At 75.5% G+C, this 17955-nt stretch carries 16 protein-coding genes; 7 read left to right on the top strand and 9 right to left on the bottom strand.

The genetic code is table 11. The features are described 5' to 3' along the window. Positions 1-29: 29 nt before the first annotated feature. The 3 genes from ACIA8O_RS35860 to ACIA8O_RS35850 all read right to left on the bottom strand — a co-directional run bounded on the left by ACIA8O_RS35860 (position 30) and on the right by ACIA8O_RS35850 (position 7274). The gene (locus ACIA8O_RS35860) at positions 30-4574 is read right to left on the bottom strand and encodes a hypothetical protein (RefSeq protein ID WP_396298230.1); all 4545 of its coding nucleotides are present in this window, start codon (positions 4572-4574) and stop codon (positions 30-32) included. Between the two features lie 53 nt (positions 4575-4627). Then, positions 4628-5503, bottom strand: coding sequence for a hypothetical protein (locus ACIA8O_RS35855; RefSeq protein ID WP_396298229.1), 876 nt, complete (start codon positions 5501-5503; stop codon positions 4628-4630). A 238-nt stretch (positions 5504-5741) separates the two neighbouring features. Next, positions 5742-7274: a hypothetical protein gene (locus ACIA8O_RS35850; protein WP_396298228.1), complete on the bottom strand. Its 1533-nt coding sequence runs from the start codon at positions 7272-7274 to the stop codon at positions 5742-5744. A gap of 171 nt (positions 7275-7445) precedes the next feature. On the opposite strand from ACIA8O_RS35850, the gene ACIA8O_RS35845 reads away from it, so the two are divergent. The 5 genes from ACIA8O_RS35845 (at position 7446) to ACIA8O_RS35825 (ending at position 11056) form a co-directional block, all read left to right on the top strand. After that, positions 7446-8012 (top strand): hypothetical protein, encoded by a 567-nt coding sequence (locus ACIA8O_RS35845; protein WP_396298227.1) that lies wholly within the window; start codon positions 7446-7448, stop codon positions 8010-8012. A gap of 199 nt (positions 8013-8211) precedes the next feature. After that, complete coding sequence (locus ACIA8O_RS35840) at positions 8212-8988, top strand: LamB/YcsF family protein (protein WP_396298226.1); 777 nt, start codon at positions 8212-8214, stop codon at positions 8986-8988. After that, the gene (pxpB, locus tag ACIA8O_RS35835) at positions 8988-9623 is read left to right on the top strand and encodes a 5-oxoprolinase subunit PxpB (RefSeq protein ID WP_396298225.1); all 636 of its coding nucleotides are present in this window, start codon (positions 8988-8990) and stop codon (positions 9621-9623) included. The genes ACIA8O_RS35840 and pxpB overlap by 1 nt, the downstream gene beginning before the upstream one ends. 184 nt (positions 9624-9807) lie before the next feature. Further along, positions 9808-10662 (top strand): biotin-dependent carboxyltransferase family protein, encoded by an 855-nt coding sequence (locus ACIA8O_RS35830; protein ID WP_396298224.1) that lies wholly within the window; start codon positions 9808-9810, stop codon positions 10660-10662. A gap of 43 nt (positions 10663-10705) precedes the next feature. Next, positions 10706-11056 carry a hypothetical protein gene (locus tag ACIA8O_RS35825; protein ID WP_396298223.1) on the top strand — a complete coding sequence of 117 codons (351 nt, stop codon included), beginning with the start codon at positions 10706-10708 and terminating at the stop codon, positions 11054-11056. 19 nt (positions 11057-11075) lie between these two features. Here the strand turns inward: ACIA8O_RS35825 and ACIA8O_RS35820 are convergent, their stop codons facing one another. Continuing rightward, positions 11076-12086: a MarR family transcriptional regulator gene (locus ACIA8O_RS35820; protein WP_396298222.1), complete on the bottom strand. Its 1011-nt coding sequence runs from the start codon at positions 12084-12086 to the stop codon at positions 11076-11078. Between the two features lie 56 nt (positions 12087-12142). Between ACIA8O_RS35820 and ACIA8O_RS35815 the strand changes: the two genes are divergently transcribed. Continuing rightward, complete coding sequence (locus ACIA8O_RS35815) at positions 12143-13456, top strand: MFS transporter (protein WP_396298221.1); 1314 nt, start codon at positions 12143-12145, stop codon at positions 13454-13456. A gap of 59 nt (positions 13457-13515) precedes the next feature. Here ACIA8O_RS35815 and ACIA8O_RS35810 read toward each other — a convergent pair whose 3' ends face one another. The 3 genes from ACIA8O_RS35810 to ACIA8O_RS35800 are packed head-to-tail and all read right to left on the bottom strand — an operon-like array spanning position 13516 to position 15032. Continuing rightward, on the bottom strand, positions 13516-13917 hold the full coding sequence (locus ACIA8O_RS35810; RefSeq protein ID WP_396298220.1) for a hypothetical protein: 402 nt from the start codon (positions 13915-13917) through the stop codon (positions 13516-13518). Between the two features lie 19 nt (positions 13918-13936). After that, positions 13937-14386, bottom strand: a complete 450-nt coding sequence (locus ACIA8O_RS35805; protein WP_396298219.1) for a hypothetical protein — start codon at positions 14384-14386, stop codon at positions 13937-13939. A 34-nt stretch (positions 14387-14420) separates the two neighbouring features. Continuing rightward, a complete protein-coding gene (locus ACIA8O_RS35800; protein ID WP_396298218.1) occupies positions 14421-15032 on the bottom strand; it encodes a CGNR zinc finger domain-containing protein in 612 nt (203 codons plus the stop codon). Positions 15033-15135: 103 nt separating this feature from the next. Between ACIA8O_RS35800 and ACIA8O_RS35795 the strand changes: the two genes are divergently transcribed. Continuing rightward, complete coding sequence (locus ACIA8O_RS35795) at positions 15136-15975, top strand: SDR family NAD(P)-dependent oxidoreductase (RefSeq protein ID WP_396298217.1); 840 nt, start codon at positions 15136-15138, stop codon at positions 15973-15975. A gap of 85 nt (positions 15976-16060) precedes the next feature. On the opposite strand, the gene ACIA8O_RS35790 is transcribed toward ACIA8O_RS35795, so the two are convergent. Then, positions 16061-17332 carry an alpha/beta fold hydrolase gene (locus tag ACIA8O_RS35790; RefSeq protein ID WP_396298216.1) on the bottom strand — a complete coding sequence of 424 codons (1272 nt, stop codon included), beginning with the start codon at positions 17330-17332 and terminating at the stop codon, positions 16061-16063. After that, entirely contained in the window at positions 17329-17916 is a 588-nt protein-coding gene (locus ACIA8O_RS35785) for a TetR/AcrR family transcriptional regulator (RefSeq protein WP_396298215.1), read from the bottom strand. The genes ACIA8O_RS35790 and ACIA8O_RS35785 overlap by 4 nt, the downstream gene beginning before the upstream one ends. Between the last annotated feature and the right edge of the window lie 39 nt (positions 17917-17955).

The raw sequence follows: 17955 nt of genomic DNA, 5'->3' as shown, positions 1-17955 counted from the left end.
CGCTCGCTCCGCCCCGGCCGGGTGCGGGATCACTCCGTCGGGCGCTTGAACATCCGGGTGGCGGTGATCTCGCCGTGGATCACCGGGGCGTCCGGCGCCTGCGGGGCCGGCAGGCCCGGGCGCAGGTGCTCCTCCACCGAGATGTACTTCAGCCCGGCCCGCAGGTCGGCGTCGTTGCGCAGCCGGATGACCAGCGGGAACTCGGCCAGCGCGGTGGTGTCGAAGAGGCCGGTGGTGTAGATCAGCTGGACGCCGAGGGCGTCGGCCACCGCGCGCTGGAGCTCCAGCAGGTAGGTGGCGTTGGCCCGGCCGATCGGGTTGTCCAGGAAGAGCGTGCCGGCGTGCCGCAGCTGGGACTGGCCCCGGTCGTTGGCCCGCAGCGCCGCCATCGTGCAGTAGAGCGCGATGGCCGCGGTGAGCAGCTGGCCGCCGGAGAACACGTCCGACATCTGACCCACGCTCACCCGCTCGGCGCGCAGCACCGCGTCGGGCTTGAGGATCTCCACCGAGACGCCCTTGGGGCCGATCGCGGCGGCCACACCCCGGAGCAGGAGTGACATGCCGTCACGCCGCAGGTCGCTGTTCTTCCGCACGGCGGCCCGGGTGGCCTCGTCGATCACCTCGCCGAGCCGCTCCACCAGGGTGGCGTGGTCCGGGTCCTCGAAGCGGATCCGGAGGAACTCCTGGCCGGACCACTCCCCCAGGCCCTCGGGCAGCCGGGAGAGCCGCTGGGCGGCGCGCAGCGTGGTGAGCGAGGACTCCACCAGGCCGCGCAGGCGGTCCACGATCGAGCCGCGGTTGCGCTCCAGCTGGGCCAGCTCGTCGGTGAGCACCCGCAGGCGCGGGGCGAAGGCGGCGGCCCAGGCGGCGGCGTGCTCGGGCAGGGCCGCGGCGGGCAGCTCGCGGATCTGCTGGCGGGCGGGGGTGCGGACGGCCTCGTAGCGGGCCGCGTTGGCGTGCCGGACCAGGGCGTCGGAGGCGTCCCGGACGGCGAGCTCACCCGCCGTCAGCTCGGCCGAGGCGGAGCGCAGGGCGCGGCGGGACTCGGCGGCGGCGGTCCGGGCCTCGGCCAGCGGGCCGAGGTAGGGCTCGACGGCCGGGGCCTCCTCCTCGCCGTGGTGGTCACGCAGGCCGTCGCGCAGCTGTCCTGACGCCTCGTCGAAGTCGGCGGCGGCGGACTGGGCCGCGTCCAGGGTGCGCTGGAGGTCGGCCAGCGCGGTGCGGGCGGTGTCCACCGTCTCGCGCCGCTCGGCGAGGCGGGAGGTGGCGGTGCGCAGCAGCGTCTGGGCGTGCTCGGGGTCGGTGGGGACGAGGTCCTCGGGCAGCTCGGTGTGCGCCTCGCCGGTGGCGGGGGCGGAGCGCTCGGCCTCGCCGCGCAGCCGGCCGAGCTGCTCGGAGGCGGTGGCGGAGCGGGCCTCGATGGTGGCGACCAGGCCCTCGGCCCGGGCGGCGGCGGCCTGCCGGGCCGGGCCGTCGGCGCCGTCCGGGCTGGCCAGCAGCTCCTCGGCCCGGGTGCGGACCTTGTTGGTCAGGCGGTCCAGCTCGGCCGCGGCGGCGGCCTCGTCGCCCTCGGCCCGGGCCTGCTCGGCCCGCAGGTCGGCGCCGACGCCGACCTTCTCGTACAGCTGGGCGGCGGCCCGGTAGGCCTCGCGCAGCGCGGGCAGCGAGGCGGCCACCTCGGTGATCCGCTCGGTCTCCTCGACCACCGAGAGCTCGGCCCGCTCGGCCCGCAGGGTGCGGACGGTGCGGCGGGCGTCGTCGGCGGCCCGCTGGGCGGCCCGGCGGTCCTCGTCGCAGGTGCGGGCGCGCTCGGCGCAGACGGCCTGGCGGCGGTCGCACTCGGCGGCGTCCTCGGCCAGCTCGCGGCGGCGGCGGGCCCAGTTCGCCCGCTCGCGCAGCCGGAAGGCGAGACCGGCCAGCGCGTCGGCCCGGCGGCGGGTGCGCTGGGCGGCCTCCCGGCGCTCCTCGTACGCGGAGGCGGCGGCCAGCTGGTCGGTCTCGGCCTCGTCGTGCTCGGCGCGCAGGGTGGCCAGCTCGGCGGCGGCGGTCTCGGCCTGGGCGGCGGCGGCCAGGGTGGCCTCGGTCAGCTCGGCCAGGGTGCCGGGCGGGCACTGCTGGAGCCAGGAGGCCAGCCGGGCGCCGAGCGCGCGGTCCCCGCCGAGCCGGGCGGCCAGCTCGCGGATGTGCTCCTCGCGGGCGGTGGCCCGGGCGCGCAGCTCGCGGCGCTCCTCGTCGGCCGCGCCCTCGTTGTGCATGGCCGGGTTCGGCGGCACCAGGAAGAACGGCGGCTCGTCCGGCAGCGGGGCGATCAGCGCGGCGGCGGTGCCGACCGCCACGGTGGAGCGGGGCAGCAGGGCGGCGGTCCGCAGCGCCTCCCGGGCCCGGTCCAGGGACTGGGGGTCCGTCACCACCACGCCGTCCACCAGCTCGGGGCGGGCGGCCAGGATCGCCTCGTGGTCGGCCGGGTCCACCGACTGGGCCAGGTAGCGCCAGCCGGGCAGCGCGGGGATGCCCTGCTCGCCGAGGTACTCGACGGTGGCCAGCACGTCCGGGCCGGGCGGCAGCAGGCCGCCGTCGCCCAGCGCGGCCAGGATGCGCGAGTCGTCGGCGGCGGCGGTGCGCAGGTCGAACAAGGTCCGCTCGGCGGTGGACACCGCGGTGTCGAGCCGCTCCTGCAGCTCCTCCGCGTTGGCGTCCAGCAGGGCGGGCGTCAGGTGGCCCTCGGCCTCCTCGCCCTGGTACGGCCGGAGCGCCAGCAGCTCGGCGAGGCGGGGCTCGGCGGCCAGCAGGGCGGCGGTGCGCTGCTCGGCGGAGAGCGCGCGGTGGGCGTTCTGGTACGCGTCGCTGGCACGGGCGGCGGCCAGCTCGGCCTTGGCCTCCAGGGCGCCGGTCTCCCGGGCCCGGGCGGCGGACTGCTCGGCGGCGGCGCGGGCCTGGTCGAGCGCGGCGGTGGCCTCCTTCTCGGCGTCGGCGGCGTACAGCGCGGCCCGGGCCGGGTCGGGCTCCTCCGTCCCGGCGTCGATCCAGCCGGCCTCCACGGCGGCCTGGGTCTCCTGCTCCACCTCGGCCAGCCGCTGCTCCAGGTGGCCCGCCTCGGAGCGGGCCTTCTGCCCGGCGGTGGCGGCGGCGGTGGCCTCGGCCTGTGCCCGGCCGCCGTCGGCCTGCAGCTCCTCGGCCCGGGCCTCCTCCTGATCGGCCCTCAGCTCGGCGGCCCCGGCGGCGCTCTCCAGCGCCCGGGCCAGCGCCCCGGCGGCCTGGGCGCGGGCGGCCAGCGCGGGGGCCGCGTCCAGCTCGGCCTCCCGGATCGCGACCGCGACCCGGGCCACCCGGTCGGCGGCGGCGCGGTGGCGCAGCACCGCCTCGGCGGCCTGCCAGGCGGAGTACAGGGTGCGGGCCTCGGTCAGCTCGCGGCGCAGCGCGGCGGCCTCGGTGGTGGCGGCGGCCAGGCCCAGGGTGGCGTGACGGTACGTCAGCTCGGCGGTGATCAGCGAGTGCCGGGTGCGGTCGCTCTCGGCGGCGGTGACGGCGCTCGCGGCGGCGGCCACCTCGACGGCCAGGTCCTGGGCGCGGTCGCGCTCGGCGGCGGCCCGGACGGTCAGGGCCTGGGCCAGGCGGCGGGAGCGGCGCTCGGCGGTGCGGTGCAGCTCGCGGACCGACTCGCGGGCGGTGGTGGCGTCCACGATCCGCTGGAGCAGGTCGAGGGAGCCCGCGGTGAAGTCGCGCTCGGCGGTCAGCTCGGAGCGGCGGCCGAGCTTGGCGGCGAAGCCGTGCACCAGGTCGGCCAGGCCGTCGGTGTCCCGGGTGTCGGTGACGGCGCGCAGCAGGAGGTCGGTGAAGTCGGAGTCGTGCTTGACCGCGAAGAGGCCGGCCGCCTCGCCCTCGTCCGCGTTCATCTCGCGCTGGTAGCGGAAGAGCTCGGGGTCGAGGCCGAGCTCGCCGAGGTGCTCGTTCCACCGGTCGTGGATGTCCTCGAAGACCAGGTCCAGGTGCGGGGCGGCCTTGCCGGCCTCGGTCATCGCGTCCCGGAAGCCCTTCATGGTGCGGCGCCGGCCGCGGGCCTTCTGGTCACCGGCCAGGCTGGCCCGCTCGGAGACCGGGAGGGAGTCCAGGGTCAGGCCGAGGCCGGGGCGGAAGGAGTACCAGGTCTCGGCGAACTTGCGCGGGTCGGAGGAGACCTGACGGCCCCTCCACTCGCTGACCTTGCCGACCACGATCAGCTCGCCGGTGACGGTGTGCTGCCATTCGAGGGCGACGTGGCCGCAGTCGTCGGCGAGCAGGAACTTGCGCAGCACGCCGGAGCTGGCCCCGCCGAGGGTGTTCCGGTGGCCCGGGAGCATGACGGAGAAGATCAGCTTCAGCAGGACGGACTTGCCGCCGCCGTTCTCCAGGAACAGCACGCCCGCGGGTGCGGGGCGGCGCTGCGGGCCCTCCGGCTCCTCACCGAACAGGCCGATCTGCTGGGGGCGGGGCTCGGCCACCGGCTCGCCGACGCCGCGCAGGTCGAGCACCGTGTCGGCGTAGCGGGCGCCGGCCGGTCCGATCGAGTAGAGGCGGACCCGGTTGAGCTCGTACATGTGCGGCGGTTCTCCAGTTGACGGTGGATCAGTGGATCGGGTGGCGCGGTGGCTCAGAGGGAGTGGAACGGCAGGCCGGCGTCGGCCACCAGCTCCTCGCTGTGGTCGGCGGGGAGGAGGGTGGCGGTGCCGTCGCTGATCGCCACCACACCGAGGTCGTTCAGCTCGGCCATCGCGGCGCTGCCCGCCAGGTCGCGGACCTGGAGCTGGTAGCGGGCCGTGGTGCGGTAGGTGCCGCCGGCGTCGTCGGAGGTCTTCTGCAGGAAGCCGGAGTCGACCAGGAAGAGCACCGCCTTGGAGACGATGCCGATGGTGGAGCCGGAGAGGCGGCGGGCGTCCTTGGTGGCGCCGGTGGCGGAGCGGCGGGCCCAGACCCGCCAGGCCGCCTCCAGCCCGGGGGCGTCGGAGCTGGGGTCGGTGTTGTCCCCGGCCGCCTCGGCGCGCTCCTCCAGGCGGCGGCAGGCCTGCCGGACGAAGGCGTCCACGCCGTTGACGGTGATCCGGCCCAGGTAGGCGTCGTCGGCCAGGTCCTCCGGGCGGGGGAAGGCCATCGCGGCGGTGGCCAGGTGGGCCAGGCCGTGCAGGAAGCGGTCGGTGGCCTCGCCGGCCGCGCGGCGGGAGTAGTCGCCCATCCGGACCGCGAAGAGCGAGTCCTCGGCGGCGGCCACGGCCATCCCGGCCCGGGGCGACACCTCCAGGACGACCAGGCCGAGGCCGGCCGCGACGGCGTCCGCGAGCCGGGCGAAGCCCGGGTCCTCGCGGTGACGGCGGATCAGCTCGGCGTACTCCGCGTCGCGGGCGGGCAGCAGCTTGGCCTGGAGGCCGAAGGAGACCAGGCGGGCGGCGTCGGCGACGTCGGCCGGGGTGAGGCTCGCCGCGGGCGCCGGCGCGGCGGGCTCGTCCTCGGTCTCCCAGGACTGGTCGGTCATCACCTTTGGTACTCCTTGCGGGGGCGGATCGCGGCGGCGCCGGGGAAAGTGGTCACACCGGGGGCGCGGGGAACTGCGCGGGCCGGGAAGGCACGGGTCCGTACGCCGCCGACGGTGGGGTGTTGCCGCTCGGTGGGCGGGGACAGCTCAGTGCAGAGGCGGCAACTGACTGTGCGTCGTCGGCTGCGGCTCTGGTTCCTACCGCTGCGCGCAGTTCCTCGCGCCCCTGGCCTCACCATCACCGTTCTTCCTGGCGGTCCGCGGCCATGCCCGCGGCATCGAGGAGGGCGCTGCCGACGACGAGGTCGGCGCCGCCGAACTCGGGGTCGTCGAGGCGGGTGCCGTCGTCCACCGCGAAGAGCAGGCGCTCCTCGCCCTGGCGGTAGGCGGTGCCGACCGGCGGGCTGGCCGCGTGGACGGCGAGCAGGGCGACCAGGTAGGGCAGGTCGGGGTCCTTGAGGCGGGCCTCGGCGAGCAGGCCGGAGAGGCGCCGCGGCGCGTCGGCCGGCAGGTCGAGCAGCTCCAGGGCCGCCTCCAACTGCTCGTCGGAGAACCGGCTGTCGTCGGGGGTGGCCACCAAGTCCGGGTCGGGGAGCTCCGCGCCGAGGTGCTCGCGCTCGACCGGCGGGGTGAGCAGCAGGTCCACCAGGTCGGTCATCCGGACCGAGACGGGGGTGCGCAGGCCGGTGCCGCGGGCGAAGAACGCGTCGGTGGGCCGGGTGGCCTGACTGACCGGCAGCTCCAGCAGCGGCGCGAGCAGCTGCCCGTACAGGTCGATGCCGCTGCGCGCGGAGGGGGCGGCGAAGGCCTGCCGGTCCTGCTCGGCGCGGAACAGCGGGCCGGCCTCCAGGAGGCGGGTCTGGAGCTGGGTGTGGCGGCGGATGCAGTCCTTGACGATGTCGACCAGCTCGGCGGCGCGGCGCTTGTGCTCCGGGTCCTCGGCCTCGTCGCGGGCCTTGCGGATGTTGGTGAGGATCGCGTTCTCGTGCCGGTAGCGGTCGGCGATGTGGCCGAGCGCCTCGTCGATCAGGTCGGGGACGGCCTGCATCCAGTCGACCGCGCGGACGTTGCGCCGGGTGGCGTCGAGGGCGCGGCGCAGGGTCTCGGCGTACTGGACGGTGCGGTAGCGGGCCTGCTCGGCGGCGAGCTGGGCGTCGGCCAGGCGGCCGCGGTTGATCAGGACCTCGAGCTTGACCTCGGCGGCGATCTGGGCGGAGGTCACGTCGGTGTCGAGGGCACCGACCAGGACGTTGACCGCCTCGTCGGTGGTGCGCAGGTAGACCCCGCCGTCCGGGCCGGGGACCTCCTCGATCAGCTTGAAGTCGTAGTCGCGGCGGACGTAGCTGCCGTCGGAGCCGAAGGTGCCGTAGACGGCGCGGAAGCCGCGGTCGACGCTGCCCACGTTGATCAGCGACTCGAGCACCCAGCGGGCCACCCGCTCGTGCTCGGTGGTGGTGCGGGCCGGGTTCTGCACGGCGACCCGGGGCAGCATGCGGGCCAGCACTATGTCGCGGTCGGCCCCGGTGTCGAAGTCCATGTTGAGCGTGACGAGGTCGATCGCCGAGAGGCCGACCTCGGCCATCGCGTAGGAGCTGTACTCGCCGGCCAGGTTGACCTTGCGGCTGTCCAGGTCGTGGAGGGGGGCGGTGCAGGCCAGCGCCTTGAGCCGGCGGGCCAGCCCCTCGTCGGCGGCCGGGCCCGGGGCGGGGCGGGCGGCACCGGGGGCGGGCGGCCGGAGCACGGGCTCGGTGGGCTGAACTGCGGTGGTCACGGTGGACAAGGTTAGAGGCTCATGCCGACAAGGTCCGAAACGTCCCTGGTGGGAGCCGTACGGGGGAGCCCGGGAGGCGAGTTGAACATGTTCAGTTAGTAGGTCTAGAGTCACTGCTGCGCAGGTCGGGACGGATTCCCGATCCGCTCTACCCGCTTGGGGGTTGGCACCATGACCGAGGACCAGCGCGCCGCCGAGGCGAGCACCCGCCGGCACGTCCGCCGGTGGATCTGGATCTTCATCGTCTGTCTCGCGATCAGCGGCCTGACCGCCTTCCCGCTGGAGACCGAGACCCGCTGGCTGGTCTCGCTGGTCGAGCGCGCGCCACTGGCCGACCACTTCCCGGGCGTGCTCGAGTGGGCCGAGCGGGTCCGCGACGGGGTGGCCGACGCCAACGTCCGGTACCCCTTCCTGGCCTACGGCACCGACTGGCTGGCCTTCGCCCACCTGGTGATCGCCATCGCGTTCTGGGGGCCGCTCAAGGACCCGGTGCGCAACGTCTGGGTGATCCGCTGGGCCCTGATCGCCTGCGCGGCGATCATCCCGCTGGCCCTGATCTGCGGGCCGCTGCGGGGGATCCCGCTGGCATGGCGATTCGTCGACATGTCGTTCGGGGTGTTCGGCGCCGTGCCGCTGCTGGTGGTCCTGCGGGGGATCCGGCGGCTGGAGTGGGCCGAGGCACTGCGGCGGCAGCCCGCGGCGGTCGCGGCCCCGGCCCCGGCCTCGACCGCGGTCTGACGGAGTCTCACCCGTCCGGCCGACGGCCCGGGAGCACGGAGAGGAAACGTTCCTCCATCCGAGGGAGCGCGCACCCGGCGGGTGCGCGCTCCGGCATCGGGTCAGGTGCGTGCACGCCCCTGCGCAGGCCCTACGATCACCCCAGGAGCCGGGCGGGCGACGGGTGTTGGCATGCGGGTGTTGGCGTGAGGGTGTTGGCGTGACCGAAGCGGTGATTGATCTCAATGCGGACCTCGGCGAGGGGTTCGGGCGCTGGACCCTGACCGACGACGAGGCCCTGCTCTCCGTGGTCACCAGCGCCAACGTGGCCTGCGGCTTCCACGCCGGCGACCCGTCCACCATGCGCCGGGTCTGCGCGCTGGCCGCCGAACGCGGCGTCCGGATCGGCGCCCAGGTCTCCTACCGCGACCTGGCCGGCTTCGGCCGCCGGGCGATGGAGGTGCCCTCCGAGGAGCTCGCCGACGAGATCGCCTACCAGATCGGCGCCCTCCAGGTCTTCGCCCGCGCGGCCGGCTCGCGGGTCAGCTACGTCAAACCGCACGGCGCCCTCTACAACCGGGTGGTCGGCGACTCCGAACAGGCCGAGGCCGTGGTGGCGGGGGTGCTGCGGGCCGGCGCGGTCTGCGACGGCCCCCTCCCGGTGCTCGGCCTCCCCGGCTCCCGCCTGCTCGCCGTCGCCGAGGGCGTCGGCCTCCCCGTGGTGACCGAGGCCTTCGCCGACCGGGGCTACACCTGGGCCGGTACCCTCGTCCCGCGGCGCGACCCCGAGGCCGTGCTGCACGACCCGGAGGCGGTGATCGCCCGGGCCGTCGGCATCGCGAAGGACGGCCTGGTCACGGCGGTCGGGGGCGAACCGGTGGCGGTGGAGGCGCGTTCGCTGTGCGTGCACGGGGACACCCCGGGGGCGGCGCAGCTGGCCTGGCGGGTACGGGGTGCGCTGGCCTCGGCAGGGGTGCGGGTGGAGGCCTTCGTCTGATGGGGGCGGACGGGGGAGGTCTGACGTTCCGCCGGGTGGGGTCGGAGGCGTTGCTGGTCGAGGCCGCGGACGGAGCGGCGGCGGAGGCGCTGTACGCGGAACTGCTGGCCCGGCGGGGGTCGTTGCCGGAGGTGACGGAGATCGTGCCGGCGGCGCGGACGGTGCTGCTGGACGGGGTTCCGGACGTGACGGCGCTGCGGCGGGAACTGGCGGGGTGGCGGCTGACGGGGCGGCGGATGGCCGACGGGCCGTTGGTGTCGGTGCCGGTGGTCTACGACGGGGCGGACCTGGCGGAGGTGGCCGGACTGTGGGGGGTGTCGGCGGCGGAGGCGGTGCGGGTGCACTCGTCGGTGGAGTACCGGGTCGCCTTCTGCGGGTTCGCGCCGGGTTTCGCGTACCTGACGGGGCTTCCGGAGCGGTACCACGTGCCGCGGCGGGCCACCCCGCGGAGCGCCGTCCCGGCGGGGTCGGTCGCGCTGGCCGGGCCCTACACGGGGGTCTACCCGCGGTCCTCGCCCGGGGGGTGGCAGTTGATCGGGCGGACGGGGGCGGTGCTGTGGGACGCGTCGCGGGAGCCGGCGGCGTTGTTGGCGCCGGGGACGCGGGTGCGGTTCGTGCCGGAGGCGGGGGCATGACGCTTGGTCAGCCCGGGGGTGCGGGGCTCTGCCGATCTGCGGCTCCGCCGCGGGGCGCGAACCGGAAGACGGCCCACCGGCACCTGAGGGCACGTCAGCCGGTTGCAGGTGCTGCCGTTCCCCCGCCCGCCGTTCCCCGCGCCCCCGGGGTAGCCACCTACGTAGGCATCACCGAGGCGTCGACGTGACGGGGCTGGTGGTGGTGGTGCGGCCGGGGCCGTTGACGACGGTTCAGGATCTGGGGCGGCGTGGGGTGGCGCATCTCGGGGTGCCCCGGGGCGGGGCGTTGGACGAGCCGGCGCTGCGGGTGGCGAACCGGCTGGTGGGCAATCCCGAGGGGGCGGCCGGGCTGGAGACCACGCTGGGCGGGGTCGCGCTGCGGGCCGTCGGGCGGGTGGTGGTCGCGGTCACCGGCGCTCCGGCGGCGGTCCGGGTCGGCGGGCGGGCGGCGGCCTGGGGTGCGGCGGTGACGGTCCCGGACGGTGCGGTGATCGAGGTCGGGCCGGCCGCGTACGGCGTGCGGAGCTACCTCGCGGTGGCGGGCGGGCTGGCGGTGCCGCCCGTCCTGGGCAGCCGTTCGGCGGACCTGCTCTCCGGGCTGGGCCCGGCCCCGCTGACGGCCGGTCAGCTGCTGCCCGTGGGCCCGCCCGCCGCTCCGCCGCCGGCCGACGGGCTGGCCGTCCTGCCCGCTCCGCCGGCCGAGTTGGTGCTCCGCCTGCTGCCGGGGCCCCGGGACGACTGGTTCGCCCCGTCGGCCTTCACGCTGCTGGCCCGTGCCCGCTACGAGGTGGCGGCGGCCTCCAACCGGATCGCCCTGCGCACCGAGGGCCCTCCGCTCCCCCGCCTGCGGACCGACGAACTCCCCAGCGAGGGCATGGTCCTGGGCGCCGTCCAGGTCCCGCCCGACGGCCGCCCGGTGGTCTTCCTCGCCGACCACCCCACCACCGGCGGCTACCCGGTGATCGGCGTCGTCCCCGCCGCCGACCTCCCCGCCGCCGCCCAAGCCCGCCCGGGCACCCCGCTGCGCTTCGTCCCCTGAGGCCCCGGACGGACCCTGCCTCCCGACCAGTACAGGACAGTTGATGTCGATCTACGCCACCTGGCTGCTGTTCGCCGACGACGACGGCGACGCACCGGCACCGCTCGTCTACCAGGGCTCGCACGTCAGCCCCGCGGAGCACCACCCGCGCGCCGGCCGGCTGGAGCTGGCCGCCGTCCCGAACCACTGCCACCCACAGGTCCGCGGCCGGCACCTGGACGCCGAAGAGCTGGACGAACTCCCTTCCCTCCCGGTGGAGTTCCTGCGCCTGTCGCTCAGCCGTCCCGCTCCGGGGGACTCGCACGACGCCGGAGCGACCGTGGTCCTCGACCGGGCCCAGGTCGAGCAACTGCACCGCACCCTCGGAGCGTGGCTGGAGACCGGCGAGCGGTAGCCCCCCGCCCGGCGCCCGTTCAGCTCCACGCGGCCGCCGCAGCGCCGGTGGAGGTGGCCACCAGACCGTCGCCGAGGGCGCTCCGCCGGTACAGCACCTGGCGTCCGTCGCGGGCCCGGGTGAGGAGGCCGGTGGCGTGCAGGACCTGGAGGTGTTGGGAGACGGCGCTCGGGGTGACTCGGAGGCGGCGGGCCAACTCAATGGTGGGGAGCGGCTCTTCGAGGAGGGTGAGGAGGCGTGCACGGGGTGCACCGAGCAGGGAGACCAGGGCGGACGGGTTCGCGGCTGGTGGCTCGGACTCCCACAGGGTGGCGACGCCACGGCTGGGATAGACCAGGCTCGGCGCCTCGTCCGGGCTCAGCGGCGGCGCGGGCTTGTGTGCAAAGACCGACGGCAGGAGCAGCAGCCCCCGGCCGGAGGCCGCGACCTGGTGGCTGCTGATCATCTGGTGGACGTGCAGTTCGCCGTCCCGCCAGCGCAGGTTCGGGTGCATGTCGGCGAAGAGCGACCGGGCTCCCCCGAGGGCGAGTTGGCGGGCGCGGTAGGTCATGTCGGCCTCCAGCACCAGCCGCATCCGTGGCCACTCCGGTTCGATGGCCAGCTCCCAGTACTGCTGGAGCAGGTCGCAGATGGTGTCGCGGAGCGCGGCGACGGGCGCGTCCCCGGCGGTGGTGGCAGCGCGGAGGGGCTCGGGGACGGGGACGGGTGCGTGGGTGAGCAGCAGGTCGCGGCGGACCCGGGCGCAGGGGGCCCGGCGGACGACGGCGAGTTCCTCCCCGAAGGCCGGTGCGAAGACCGTCGGGTTGGGGGTCAGGAAGTCGGGGAGGGTGCGGCGTTGGGCGACCAGGGACATCAGCAGGTCGGTGTCGAGCGCGCCGAGCCGGGCCAGGACGGACCTGCGCCAGGGCAGGTGCAGCGCGGACAGGCCCGGGTCCTGCAACACCCGCAGGCTGAACAGGGTTTCGTGGAGCGGGGAGAGCGCGAAGCGGGTGTCCGCGAGGTCCTCGACCCCGAGCACGAAGCTGATCATGTAGCCGTACGCTACATCCATTGGCAGTGGGAGGCCGATGCCGTGGACTACGTCCCATGACAGACCCAACCCGGGTGCGGCCGCGCACCACGCTGAGCCGGCGGACGGTCCTGCTGCTGGCCGTGACCTGCGCCGTGGCGGTCGGCAACCTCTACTTCCCGCAGGCGATCGGCCCGTTGATCGCCGACGGGCTGCAGGTGTCGGCGGACGCGGCCGCAGCGGTGGTGACGGCCACTCAACTCGGGTACACGGCCGGGATGGTGCTGCTGGTCCCGCTCGGCGACCGGCTGCCGAACCGACCGCTCCTCGTCGGCCTCCTCGCCCTCACCGCCCTGGCACTCCTCGCGGCGGGCTGCGCCCCTGCCCTGCCGGCCCTGGTCGGCGCCTCCGCCCTGGTCGGCCTCACCACGGTGGGCGCACAGGTCGTCGGTCCGATGGCGGCCGGCCTGGTGGCCGAGGACCGGCAAGGGGCGGTGCTCGGCACCCTGTTGAGCGGATCGACCGGCGGCATGCTGCTGGCCCGGACCTTCAGCGGCACCCTCGGCGAGTGGCTGGGCTGGCGGGCGCCGTACTTGGTCGCCGGGGTCGTGGCGTTGCTGCTCGCCGCCGTCCTGGGCTTCGCGGCGCCGACCACCGTGCCGTCCTCCCGGCAGCGGTACACGGCCCTGCTGGCCGAGCCGTTCCGCCTGCTGCGCAGCGAGCCGGAGCTGCGCCGCTCGTGCTTCTACCAGGCGACGGTCTTCGCCGGGTTCTCCGCCGTGTGGACCTGTCTGGCGCTGCTGCTCGCCGGGCCCGGGTACGGGCTGGGCGGCCGGGCGGTCGGCCTGGTCGCCCTGGTCGGGGCCGCCTCCATGGTCTGCACCCCGTGGGCCGGACGCCTGGTGGACCGTCACGGCCCCGGCCCGGTCAACCTGGTGTGCACGCTCGGCGTCCTCGCCTCGGCGGCGGTCCTCGGCCTCGGCGCCCGGGGCGGCGGCCCCGGCCTCGCCGCGCTGGTCCTGGGCACGCTGCTGCTCGACACGGCGATGCAGTCCGGCATGGTCGCCAACAAGGTCCGCGTCTACGCCGTGCGCCCCGACGCCCGCAGCCGGCTCGCCACCGCCTACATGACCTGCGCCTACCTGGGCGGCACCGCGGGCTCCTGGCTCGGCGTCCGCATCTGGGGCCGGGCCGGCTGGTGGGGCGTCTGCGCGCTCGTCGCGGCGCTCGCCGCCCTGGCCCTGGCCCGCCAACTCCCGTCCCTGATCAGGCCGTCGGAGGGCCCGGCCTCGGCGGGCCGACATGCCGGCGACCTTCGGCCGGTTCGGCAGGGTGCTCAAGGCTCTGCGAGTCGCGCCGGCGGTCCTGCCGCCGACCCGGGATCGGACTGAGGCACCCCTGACGGCGGCAGCGTTGCGCGCGAGGAAGCCGGAGCCGTTCCGGGCAGCCGTCAGGAGGCGAAGCCGTCCCAGTAGGTGTCGGCGGGTTCCTCGAAGCGGGTGGGGTGGCGGTGGCGCAGGCGGGTGTGGCGTTCGGCGAGGAGGTCGAGGGCCAGGGGAAGGCTGGTGTCGAACTCGGTGCGGATGGCCTGGACGGCGTGGATCTTGCGGTTGGCCACGATCAGGTCGTCGATGGTGGACCAGCGGTGGTCGTCGGACTGCTCGGTGGCCTCGAAGGACGCCAACTCGGCGCGGAGGCGGCGGACTTCCCGGAGGGTGTCCGCGTCGGTGGTGGTGCCGAGCTCGATGGACAGCCGGGCCCTGAGGTCGCCGAGCTCGTGGCGCAGCACGTCGCGCTCCGCGCGGAGGGAGGCGAGTTCGCGGTGGAGGCCGTGGGGGCTGTTCTCTGACACGGGGCCAGTCTGCCAGTCGCTACGGGCAGGCCCAGCAGTAGAGGCCCTGGCCGCGGGTGACGGCCCGGCGGGCGAGTGCGGCGAGGTCGGTGAGGAAGTCCAGGAGTCCCTCCTGGTCGGACGGGAAGGGGAAGACGTCGGCGGTGGACCAGACCCGGGCGGTCTCCTCCAACAGGTCGGGGGCGGCGGTGGCGAGGGCGTCGCGGAAGGGGTCGGTCAGCGACACGGTCAGTACCCAGCCGTCGTCGGCCGTGCCCACCAGGCGGCTGTGGCGGGGATCCTGCCGGAGGGCCTCGGCGGAGCGGCCGGAGAGGTGGACCTCGACGGGGAGCAGGCAGACGACCGGGTCGATGCCCTTCACGTCGAACCCGTCGTAGCCCGTGCCCAGAAGTTGGTCGTCGTCGCGGTCGATCGCACCGATCGCGTGCGCGTCGTCGTCGGCGGCGTAGTAGCCGTACAGAACACCCATGCCGCCGATCGTGGCGCACACCGCTGACAGTGCCTCAGGCCTCGCGGGCGTCGCGTTGGCGTTGGCGGTGCTTGCGCATGGAGACCTGGGAGCCGCAGCCGGTGCTGCAGTACAGGCCGCCGCCGTTGCGGGTGCGGTCGAAGAAGCCGAAGTGGCACGGGGGGTTCCGGCAGGCCTTGAGGCGTGCCCAGTCGCCGGTCTGGGCGAAGGTGGTCACCGCGGCCAGGACGGTCCCGAAGACGTGCGGCACTCCGGTCTGCGGCGAGGCGAGTTCCACGCCGCGTGCCGTGACGACGGTGGCCAGGGGGTAGAGCGCGCCCACGCTGCGCAGGTGCTGCTCGGCGCGGAGCAGCGGCTCGCCCCGGCTCTCCTCGTCGCCGGAGTGTGCGAGCAGCAGGGTGACCAGGGCGTCGCGCAGTTCGCGCGCGACCGCGGCGTCGGCGTCGGTCGCCGGGCTCGCTGCGGTCGCGTCGCCGAACTCGTCGTGGTCGGCGACCCAGGCCGCGAACGAGTCCCCGTCGTCGAAGAGTTCTCGGCGGCCCGCGCCGTCCGCGCGCGTGTTCACGAAGGCGAGGACCGTCTCCACCGTCGGTGCGGCGGCGCGTGGGCTGCTGGGTTCGGGGGCTCCGGCTGTCACGGCGGCCATCCTCCCACAGGACGCCGGCATTGCGCGAGCTACATCAGATAGCACGCAACTCTCTCGCGGATCAAGGTTGACTCGTTGCGAGCTAAACCCATACGGTCGCAACATGACTCAAGCAACCAACCCCCGTACCTGGCTGATCACCGGCGCGACCTCCGGCATCGGCCGTGAACTGACCCTCCAGGCCCTGGAGAACGGCGACACCGTCGCGGCCCTCGCCCGCGACACCTCCGCCCTGGAGGAACTGGCGCAGGCCTACGACGAGAGCCTGCTGCTCCTCCCGACGGACGTGCGGGACGAGCGCGCCGTCCGGGAGGCGGTGGAGAGTGCGCTCGCCCGGTTCGGGCGGATCGACGTCGTGGCGAACAACGCGGGCTACGGGCTGTTCGGGGCCGTGGAGGAGGCCTCCGACGCGCAGGCCCGTGCCGTCTTCGACACCAATGTCTTCGGGGTGCTCAACGTGCTCCGCGCGACGCTGCCGGTGCTCCGCGCCCAGCGCTCCGGGCACGTGCTCCAGGGGTCGTCGGTGTACGGGCAGTCCGCCCACCCCGGCGTGGGCCTGCTGGCGGCCACCAAGTACGCGGTCGAGGGGCTGTCGGACGCGCTCGCCGCCGAGGTCGGGCCGCTCGGCATCAAGGTCACGCTCATCCAGCCCGGGATGACCGCGACCCCCTTCCTCGCCAACCTCGACGTCGCGGCCGGCCTGGACGACTACGACCAGACCGTCCGTCAGGTCCACAAGGCCATCGGGGAGATGCCGGCGTCGGCCTTCTCCGATGCGGCGCGGATCGCCGGGGGCATCCGGAACGTGGTCGACAGTCCCAACCCGCCGCTGCGCCTGGCGCTCGGCGCCTCCAGCGCGGCGGGCCTGCGGCCGGCCCTGGAGGCGCGGCTCGCGGACCTGGACGGCTGGCTGTACGTGACCGAGGCCGTCGACCGGCCGTGAGGCGGTGACAGGTGACAGGAGACAGGGGTCCGGGGCGAAGCCACTGCAGATGGCTTCGCCCCGGACCCCTGTCGTACCACAGTCCTCAGGCCTGCCAGAGGACCCGGAAGCGCTGGGCGACCACCTCGGTGTCGTCGTCGACGGTGAAGTCGGGGCCGAGTTCGGCGCGGACCTCGGGACCGTGCCAGAAGGACTCGTGGTTGGTGCGCCACTGGGCCACCGTCTCGTCGCCCTCGCCCTCGTCGACCGCGTGGCGGAGGTCGACGTCGGCGAGGCGCAGGACGCGGACCTCGGTGAGTTCGATGACGGCGACGCGGCGGCCGGCGGAGTCGATGACGGCGGCGCGGTGGCCGGGGCGGGGCAGCGGGTCGCCGGTGGTGGCGTAGTCGGCGGCCAGGCCGGTGGTGGTGGTCTTGGCTCCGGAGCGGACGGCGCCGACCAGCTGGTCGCGGAGCGGGCCGGGGAAGGCGAACTCGAAGACGGGGAGGGCGTCGATGTCCGCGCTGGGGGCGGGGGCTGACGGGTCGTCGAGGACGTCGAGGACGGCGAGGAGCCGGGCGGCGAACTCGGCCGGGTGGGTGGTGCAGCCGAGGTGGCCGCCGGGGAACTCGGCGACGGGGGCGGGGAGGAGTTCCGCGAGGCGGCGGGCCGGGCCGGTGAGGGCGGGCTGGTCGGCGGAGTCGCGGCCGACGGCGAGGACCAGGCGGTCGGCGGCCGCGCGGAGGCCGGGGAGGTCCGGGGCGCTGGAGGTGAACGGGACCAGGACGTGTTCCAGGAAGTACGGGAGGTTGGCGTGCATCCGGGTGGCCATCTCCCGGATGGCGGGGGCGAGTTCGGTCGGTGCGGAGGCCTCCGCACGGCCGCCGCCGAGGCCCTCGGCGAAGCGGGCCATGGCGGGGCCGACCCCGGCGGTGCGGTGGAGGTCGCGGACCTCGGCGTAGAGGGCGGTGGCCGGGGCCGGGTCGGCGAGCAGGGCGGTGAGGGGCGGCTCGTGGGCCACCACCCGCCGGACCCGGTCGGGGTGACGGGCCGCCAGCATCAGGGCGGTGATGGCGCCCGAGCTGGTGCCGAGCACGTACGCGGGCGCGTCCGGGGAGTGCAGGTCGAGCAGGCGGCGGGCGTCGTCGGCCCAGACCTCCGCCGACTGGTCGGCGGGCGGGCCGTCGAGCGGGCTGCGGGAGAGGCCGCGCTGGTCGTAGGAGACCACGGTGCAGTGGGCGGCGAGCAGGTCGGCGATGCCCTCGAAGAGGCCGGCGTCGCCCGCGCCGCCCGGGATCAGCAGCAGGACGGGGCCGGAGCCCCGGCGCTCGTGGTGGAGGGTGGCGCCGGGGACGGGGAGGGTGGCGGCGGTGGTCACGGGGTGCTCCGGTCGGTGGGGGCCGGCCAGTGGGCCAGCGCGTGGTGGAGGGCGTCGAGCGAGCGGGCCCAGGAGGCGTCCACCGGGCGGCTGTGGCCGAAGCCGCCGGCCAGTTCGAGGTGGACGTAGCCGTGGAAGGTGGCGCGCAGCAGGCGGCCGGCGTCGGTGAGGTCGGGCTCGGCGAGGCCGTAGCCGCGGAGCAGGCCGTGGGTGAGTTCGATGCTGCGGCGCATGCCGACCGAGTCGGCCACCTCCGCCGGGTCGAACTGCTGCTGGGTGGCGGCGTAGCGGCCCGGGTGGGCCAGGGCGTAACCCCGGTAGGCGTCGGCGAAGGCGACGAGCGCCTCCCGGCCCGAGCGCCCGGCCACCGCGAGGGCGATCCGGCCGGTCATCTCCTCGGCGGCGAACAGGGCCACCCGCAGGCGGAGTTCGCGCAGGCTGCGCACGTGGGAGTAGAGGCTGGCGTCCTTCACGTCGAAGCGCTTGGCGAGCGCGGCGACGGTGAGCTTCTCCAGGCCGACCTCGTCGGCGAGTTCGGCGGCGGCCTCGGTGAGGCGGGTGACGGTGATGCCGGCGCGGGGCACGGGGTCCTGCTCCCTTCCTAGGGGCCCTAGGTTTGACGC

This window comes from Kitasatospora sp. NPDC051853 (genome assembly GCF_044452665.1).
Lineage (GTDB): Bacteria > Actinomycetota > Actinomycetes > Streptomycetales > Streptomycetaceae > Kitasatospora.
The sequence above is the reverse complement of the archived record's forward strand: the minus strand, read 5'-3'. Positions and strand labels throughout refer to the sequence as shown.